Raw genomic sequence first — 8,124 nt, 5'->3', positions numbered from 1 at the left:
CTAAAACATATAAAATAAACCCAGAACAAACTCTTAGTCACGTTCAAGCATTATATGAAAAGAAAATGCTTACATATCCAAGGACGGATGCAAGAGTCCTTTCTACATCAGTGGCTAAAGAGATAGACACTAATATAAGAAAATTAACCACTTTAAAAGGAGCATCTGATTTAAAAGCAGCAGCAGAGAATATTGTAGATAAAAAGTGGTACAGTAGTATAGCTAAAACAAAGTATGTTGATGACAGCAAAGTTACAGACCATTATGCTATTATACCAACAGGAGAAGGCCTTCAAAACTATTCATCATTAAAAGATTTAGAGAAGAAAATCTACAATTTAGTGACTAGAAGGTTTTTGGCAATATTTTACCCGGCGGCTGTGTATAACAAAGTTTCTGTTATAACTAAAATTGGAAAGGAAAGATTTTTTACATCAGATAAGGTTTGCACAGAGATAGGATTTTTGGAAATTTTGAAACCTGCTAGTGATAGTAATGATAATGAAAGTAAGAATATGAAATTTTTAAGTACCCTTAAAAAAGGTCAAATTGTGAAGCTTGAAGATTTAGTAGTCAAAGAAGGTAAGACATCTCCTCCTAAAAGATTTACTACAGGTTCAATAATTATAGCCATGGAGAATGCAGGTAAGCTAATTGAAGATGAAGAACTAAGGGAGCACATAAAGGGTTCTGGAATTGGTACAAGTGCAACGCGGTCAGGGATTTTAACAAAGCTTGAGAAAATAACATACATTAAGGCTAATAACAAAACACAAGTGGTTATGCCTACGCTCCTTGGAGAAATTATTTATGATGTAGTTAAAAATTCTATACCAACGCTTCTAAATCCAGAATTAACAGCTAGTTGGGAAAAAGGATTAACAATGGTTACCCAAAGCGAAATAGCTGGCGATTTGTACATGGATAAGCTTGAAAATTATATAATTAAAAATACTGATAGAGTACTTAAATTAAATAATGCAATAAGACTAAAAAACAATTTTGATAGGGTAAGTTCATTTTACAAAAAACCATCAAAAGTCGTGGAATAAACTAGAAAATTAAAAGAATCATATATTGAGCAGATTAAATTCTACTCAAATATGATTCTTTTTTTATTTTATAATTAATTCGAACAATTTTTTAGCTGCTTTTTTAGGACCATATTTCTCTTGACCTTTTATACCAAGGGAAGTCCTGATTTGTCCAACCTTTACCCCTGTTTTAAAGAATTCTTCAAAGTACGAAACCAGAAGTACATCAACTAGCTCTTGCTTTTGAGCAGGTCCAAAAGGGTTTGCAAAATATGAGTTTACAAGGCCCATTTCAGTAGTAGTACCTTTCGCCATCCTTGCCCCACTTTTGCAAACGTCAATTGCATCATTTGGAGTTGTAAAGAAATCAATTTCTGAAGTGATATCATTTGTTTCTTCATAATTATTAGCATAGAGGAATAAATCTATAGGGTATCCTTTAATAATATCTTTATAGCTTGCTACAGGCATAACAAGTCTTGCATTAATTTTATCAGGATTCATAAATATGCTTCTATCAATTTCTTTAAGAGCATAACCTGCATCTAAATCATCAAGTCTTACAAAAGCTCCAATTTCTGTTCCATAAGCTAATGGTTTGTTGCCTCCATTTAAAGTTAAATAGCCCATGTCATCAAAGACTATGGTCATGTCACTGATATAATCTTCACTTAAACTTCTAAAGGCTTCTAAGCATTCAGACTTACCTGCACCACTATCACCCATAATAACTACATTAGCACTGTTTCCGTTATTCATAACAATATTCACCATTGCTCCATGTATTGGGAGTGAACCACGTTTAATCATTATTAGGTTATGAAGTGTTAAGGCCATTTTTTTAACATAGCCGAAGTAATCAATTTCATCTCCATAACTTATATATCCCGTCATTATGTTATTTTCTACATCATCATAAAATACTGTTTTAATTTTTGGATAAGAATCTTTAGCACCAAAAACAAAAACTAAATCTGGGTTAATGCCTCTATATTCTTTTTCTCGAGCCATTTCAAAAAGGTTACATAGACTTATTGCATGAGCCATAAAATCTCTGTGAATGTAAATGAACGCTAGTAAAGTACCTACTTTAGCAGGGTAACAAAACCAATGATCTTGGTTTATATGACAGTTTTTCAATGGGTTTTCAAAACACTCTGTAAACATACCATCTCGAGTATTCTTTTTAGGATAGCTTATATAAGGCAAATCTAGCATTATTGAATCAATAAAAGGAATGCCTTTTAACAATTCATACCCAGAAGGTAAAGTCCAATTTACATTATTAACAATCAGGCCAGCATTACCACCAGCAGGTAGTTGTCTGTAAACTGTAGGTTTTTGGCCGAGAACATTCTCTCCTATCTTTCTGTATAAATTAAGAATAAGCATAGAAAAGTCATTGTTAGCTTCAACAAAGCTCGTTTTCGCTAAACCATCATTAATTCTATTATTTTGAATTACAGTGTATCTTTCAAGCTTTCTCCAAAAACCATAAAAATCTTCTATAAAATCAATAAAATTTTCTTTGCGATCTATAAAATTGCTATATTTAGTATTCAAATTTTTAATCTCATTTATATTTAATACAGTCAAAAGTTTAAATAAATGTATTATGAAAACATCTAACTCTTCATTTTCAATGCGGGCGTTTTGAAGCAAATATTTATAGATATTTGAGTTTTTCTTCTCTATTTTCTTAAGATATGAGTTAAAGACTCTTTTGAAGCCTTCGCTTTCAAGTAGCTTTTCAGGGCTGTTACAATATTTTGAAGTGAAGTTTATCATGACTTTATCGTTACTTAGCGAGAATTCTTTTTTCAAATCAGCACCTCCGTATATAATTTAGAATTTTTTGATAATTGAAACATGTACAAGCTAATAGCATCAATTTAACATCAAAAATTTTCGATTCACTCCATTATACTGCTAAATTGAAATATTAACAATATTAAATCTGCAAAAAAACGTGGTTTGATTATATTACAAAATAAATACTGATTAACCTCCAAATTTTATATTGAATTTTAGTATAAATATTGTATATTCTAAGATATACTTGTAACGTATGTGTGTAAAATAAATTAACATATTGAGTTATTATGTTTGTTTTTAATAGAATGAGTAAAGGGAGTGGTATAGTGAAAAAGAAAAAATTGCCTCATTTATTGGCAATTATATTAATGGTGATGTGGAGTTTGTCATATTTAAGTATAAAGGTTGTAGTAAACGAGGTAAGCCCTGCATTATCAGCATTTTATAGGTTTCTAGTAGGCGCAATAATATTATTTGTAGTATTGAAAGTAAAGTTTCCAGAGGAGAAAATTTTAAAAGAGGATAGGTTTAAATTGGCATTAGGTGGGCTCTTCGGGATAACAATATATTTTATTTTTGAAAACTCATCTGTAGCATATACCTCGGCGTCAAATGTAGCAATCTTAATATCTACGATACCTATTTTCACATTATTTTCTCAAAGAATAATTTATAAAGAGAAGATGAACTGTGGAAAAATTATTGGCGCTACCTTAAGTGTAGTTGGAATTATAATAATAATTGTATCTAAAGATAGGGTAAGCTTTTTTTCAAAGGGAAGTATAGGAGATTTAATGGCCCTTGGAGCAGTATTTTCTTGGGTGATTTATAATATTGTTTGTACTAGTTTTAAAGGAAACTATAAAAGTATAACTATTACTACATATCAAATAATATGGGGGGCATTATTTTTAAGTCCTTCACTGTTTTTTGGTGGTTTACAAATTCCTTCTACTATAGTTATATTAAACATAGTGTATTTATCTATTTTCTGTTCTTGTTTTGGCTTTATAATATATGTGTATTGTCTAAAAGAACTAGGGGCAACCGTTACCACTACGTATATAAATTTACAGCCGATTATGAGTCTAGTTGCAGCAGCAGTGATCCTAAAGGAAGTAGTCACTATTTGGCAGGTAATCGGGTGCATAGTAATAGTAATAGGAGTAACTTTAGTGAGCTTTAATGGTAAGATTAATCTTCACTTGGAAAAATTGCGTTTATGACATTTACGATGGTTTGATTAGCGATTTCATAATTAACTTGCAATCCATTTCTGCTACATTTTATGATTCCTAATGATTTTAACTTTTGTAGATGTTGCGAAACGGTGGATTGAGGGAGGTTTAAACAACCCTGCATATAGCTAACGTTGCAACTTCCGTTGATCATAAGTCCTCGTATAATACATATTCGTACAGGGTGGGCAAGAGCTTTTAGTAAATCTGCAATTTCCGTATATTGTTCAAAATCGTTATTCATAAAAAATCTCCTAACTATGTTTATTTGAATGTAAATATATTTTAATATTAATATATAACGATATAAATGTCAATATTATCACTGTTGTTTTATGCACATGAAAATGGACTATATTAGTTTTAAAACTAATATAGTCCATTCTCAATATAAAAATTTATTTAAAATCTAATTCTACTGCCACCGTGGTTATTCTTCTTTTTAATAAAGGAAATTAAGAACACAATTAAAATTAAAAGCCCAATTAGTAAAATCGCAACTCCAGCGTAGATAATTATGTTGTCTTTAATTAGAGTAGATTTTGAAATTGTTGGATATAAATCAACGCTAATTTTTGAATCTCTTTGTACTAAATCAAGTGTTCCAACAGACGACTCTTTATCAAGTTTCCATGGATTGATGCCGGAAACATTAAAAGTAGTTTCTAGTTTAACATCATTTTTATAATAAGTTACATCTTTTTTTGCAGTAAGCGGAATATCAACTGTTTTTACTGGTCCTAAGAATGGGATAACCTTATAAGGTACAGAAATTGTTTTTAATTCAGTATCTTTTTTATTGAGTACTTCTTTCTTGGCAGCATAACTATAGTCAATTAATTTTGTCATATCTTCAAAGACTTTCGTATCTTGTGCATCATACTCAGATTTCATAACAACACCTATAATTTTTCGACCATCACGTTCGTATATAGAAACTAAGCATCTTCCAGCCTTTTGTGTAACACCAGTTTTGCCACCTATGTTACCATCTATTCCAAGGAGTTTATTTCTATTTTTAATAATAGCTTCTGGGCCATTTGCTGTTTTTACTGTGCTAGTTTTTTTAGCTATCGATTTTCTTACCCATTCGTTTTTGTAAGCAGCTTTTCCTAAAAGAGTTAAATCATATGCAGTTGTATAATGTTCATCAGTCATATCATCCAATCCATTTGGTGTAAAAAAGTGAGAACCAGTCATTCCTAGGGATACCGCTTTTTTATTCATCATTTTAATAAACTCAGGTGTGGTTCCACCAACGTTATCAGAAATCATATAAGCAATATCATTTCCTGAAAAAAGAAGAAGTGAATCCATTACATTATCTGCTGACATAGTATCACCCACTGCTATTGGATGTAAATTAGCATTATAGGTAAAAGGGGGTTGAGACTTTGCTAATGCTGTATAGGTTAAATTGTCTGTTATTTTCATATTTTCTGCAAGTAGTATGCCTGTAAGGAGTTTTGTTATACTTGCTGGGTACATTTTATTATCAATATTTTTAGTATAAATAATTTCATTAGTCTCTAAATCTACAGAAATGGCAGCTTTACCAATTAAGTTTAGTGGTTTTTCAGCAGCAAAAACAGTTGTAGAAAAAATTAGAGTGAATGCTAGTGTGAATAATATAAGTTTACCTCTTCTTTTCAATTTTCATCTCTCCATTATATTCAAATTTTATATTTATTACGATAAATACAAAGTTAGTATAACATTTTAAAATATTAAGAACAAGTTAACATTTAATTATCTACATAAAGTTTACATCCAAATAAAAACCACGTGGGGGCACCAAAACAGTTTTTATATGATAAAATAATAGTAATGCTTAAGTAAAGTCAGAAGGTGGTATAAAGATGATAAGTAAGTTAGAACAAATATTTAATGAGAGAGAGTCTAAGGTAATAGGTGAGTTTAAGGAAAGTGCAGTTATGATACTGCTTGTGGAGGAATTAGAAGAGTTATCGGTGGTATTTGAAGTTCGTGCAAAAACTCTAAGGAGTCAGCCGGGAGATGTTTGTCTTCCAGGTGGACAAGTGGAACAAAATGAGGATCCAAGGGAGACATCAATAAGAGAATCTATGGAAGAATTAAATTTGAAAAGGGATCAAATCCAGTTTATTGGAGACATGGACTATTATATAAGTCCTTATGAAAATAGATTGTATGCTTTTGTAGGCAAGCTAATATATGGGGAAATAAACCCTAACCCTGATGAAGTGGATCATATATTTAGAGTTCCGCTTACATTTTTTATGGAGAATGAGCCACTGCTTTATAAAATGGAGATAGGTCCTATAAATCAAGAAGGTTTTCCTTTTCATTTAATAAACGGGGGTAAAGACTATAATTTTAGGAAAGGGTATTTAAATGAGTATTTCTATGAATACAATGGATATAAAATATGGGGGTTCACAGCCCAAATTATTAAAAGCTTTATTGATGTTCTTAAAAAAAAATAAGGTACTAATAAGCAAGGCCACCTGTTATACGGGTGGTCTTAAATAGTTAAGTACTTATTTTCATTTGATCGTCACTATCTCCTGTAATATATTTTTGTATCATTCTATTGGCTTTGCTTTGAGAAATTCCAAGTACTTCTGCAATTTTATACGAGCTTTTAAATCGATTATATGCTTTTAAAATAATTTCTTTCTCTACTTGTTGTAATGAATCTTCAAGGTGAGGTAATTTTTTGAAATCTTGATTAAATAACTGATATGGATTTTTATGAATATAAGGTGGTAGATCATGGGGGCAAGTAATTATTTTAGAAGTAGTTATTACCATTTGTTCTACAATATGTTGAAGTTCTCGTATATTACCGGGCCAGGAATAATTTATTAACATATCTAAACACTCATCTGAAAATTCACGGTGTAAATTATATTTCCTATTACATTTTTCTAAGAAGTGAGGAATTAGGACTTCTATGTCGCAAGGTCTTTCCCGTAGCGAAGGAATCTCAAAATCAATTACTTTTAACCTATAATATAAATCTTCTCTAAATGTTTTTTCGGCAACTAATTTTAATAAGGATTGGTTTGTAGCAGAAATTATACGGACATTTATGGATTTGTTTTCTGTTCCGCCTACAGGAGTAAAACAATGATCTTGGACGAGCTCAAGAAATTTAGGCTGCAAATTTAGAGGGATTTCACCTACTTCATCTAAAAAGAGAGTACCACCATCGGCTAGCTCCACTAAACCTAGTTTTCCACTTTTTTGAGCTCCTGTAAAAGCTCCAGGAACATATCCAAATAGTTCGGATTCTAGTAGGTTCGGCGATATGGTCGCACAATTTATAGTAATAAAAGAGTTGTTAGCCCTGGAACTGTTTTGATGAATATATTTAGCGAATGCACTTTTACCAGTACCAGATTCACCTAAAATTAATATTGTAGCATCTATATTTGAAATGCGATGTATCATTTCAATAATTGATTTTATTTTATCGCTTCTAAAAATTAGTTTATCATTTGTGGTTAGTCTTTTCTTTCTTAAAATTTCTACTTCTGCCTTATATCTCTCCATTTGCTCTTTTGTTTTTTCTAAAGTGTACTTAATTTTCTCGATTTCAGTCATATCTCTACAATCTTCAACTATATATATAATTTCACCAGCCTCATTGAAAACCGGCGTTGCGGTGATAACTAATTTTCTACCAGTAATTGTTTCTTGATCCATGGTAATTTGTTTTTTATCGCGAAGAACAATTGGGATGGGCGATCGACCGCAGTATCCATTATTGAACAGATAAAGAACACTTTTACCCATTATTTCTGAACGTTTCATTCCATAGTGTTTTTCGAAGGATTTATTGCAATAAAGAGTTATACCACTGCCATCGGTTACGAATATCTCATCATGTGTGGCTTCTAGAATTATTTTGTAAAAATCATTTTCATTTTTAGTGTGCCAGGCATGGCAATTAACTAGGTGGTGAAAGTCCATTGTGGGGGTCTGTAGTTACCAACCACTAGCTGAAGACAAGGTATCCACCGTGAGGTGTGAGCTGGAGGAAGTCCTAGGCA

Annotated in this window: 7 protein-coding genes; 3 read left to right on the top strand and 4 right to left on the bottom strand. The window is 31.3% G+C overall.

The window, feature by feature from the left end; translation table 11 throughout:
- On the top strand, positions 1-1,052 hold a 1,052-nt coding region (locus tag ACJAX4_RS19890), incomplete at its 5' end, for a DNA topoisomerase (RefSeq protein WP_435791177.1).
- Positions 1,053-1,115: 63 nt separating this feature from the next.
- On the opposite strand, the gene ACJAX4_RS19885 is transcribed toward ACJAX4_RS19890, so the two are convergent.
- Positions 1,116-2,858 (bottom strand): phosphoenolpyruvate carboxykinase, encoded by a 1,743-nt coding sequence (locus ACJAX4_RS19885; protein ID WP_435791176.1) that lies wholly within the window; start codon positions 2,856-2,858, stop codon positions 1,116-1,118.
- A gap of 317 nt (positions 2,859-3,175) precedes the next feature.
- On the opposite strand from ACJAX4_RS19885, the gene ACJAX4_RS19880 reads away from it, so the two are divergent.
- Positions 3,176-4,075 carry a DMT family transporter gene (locus tag ACJAX4_RS19880; protein ID WP_435791175.1) on the top strand — a complete coding sequence of 300 codons (900 nt, stop codon included), beginning with the start codon at positions 3,176-3,178 and terminating at the stop codon, positions 4,073-4,075.
- On the opposite strand, the gene ACJAX4_RS19875 is transcribed toward ACJAX4_RS19880, so the two are convergent.
- Both ACJAX4_RS19875 and ACJAX4_RS19870 read right to left on the bottom strand, forming a co-directional pair.
- Entirely contained in the window at positions 4,044-4,331 is a 288-nt protein-coding gene (locus ACJAX4_RS19875; RefSeq protein ID WP_435791174.1) for an ArsR/SmtB family transcription factor, read from the bottom strand. The two genes, ACJAX4_RS19880 and ACJAX4_RS19875, sit on opposite strands and share 32 nt — an antisense overlap.
- A 158-nt stretch (positions 4,332-4,489) precedes the next feature.
- On the bottom strand, positions 4,490-5,740 hold the full coding sequence (locus ACJAX4_RS19870; protein ID WP_435791173.1) for a D-alanyl-D-alanine carboxypeptidase family protein: 1,251 nt from the start codon (positions 5,738-5,740) through the stop codon (positions 4,490-4,492).
- Between the two features lie 206 nt (positions 5,741-5,946).
- On the opposite strand from ACJAX4_RS19870, the gene ACJAX4_RS19865 reads away from it, so the two are divergent.
- Complete coding sequence (locus tag ACJAX4_RS19865; RefSeq protein WP_435791172.1) at positions 5,947-6,552, top strand: NUDIX hydrolase; 606 nt, start codon at positions 5,947-5,949, stop codon at positions 6,550-6,552.
- A 46-nt stretch (positions 6,553-6,598) separates the two neighbouring features.
- Here the strand turns inward: ACJAX4_RS19865 and ACJAX4_RS19860 are convergent, their stop codons facing one another.
- Positions 6,599-8,044 (bottom strand): sigma-54 interaction domain-containing protein, encoded by a 1,446-nt coding sequence (locus tag ACJAX4_RS19860; RefSeq protein WP_435791171.1) that lies wholly within the window; start codon positions 8,042-8,044, stop codon positions 6,599-6,601.
- Between the last annotated feature and the right edge of the window lie 80 nt (positions 8,045-8,124).

Source organism: Clostridium sp. (genome assembly GCF_051278035.1).
Classification (GTDB): domain Bacteria; phylum Bacillota; class Clostridia; order Clostridiales; family Clostridiaceae; genus Clostridium_AD.
The sequence above is the reverse complement of the archived record's forward strand: the minus strand, read 5'-3'. Positions and strand labels throughout refer to the sequence as shown.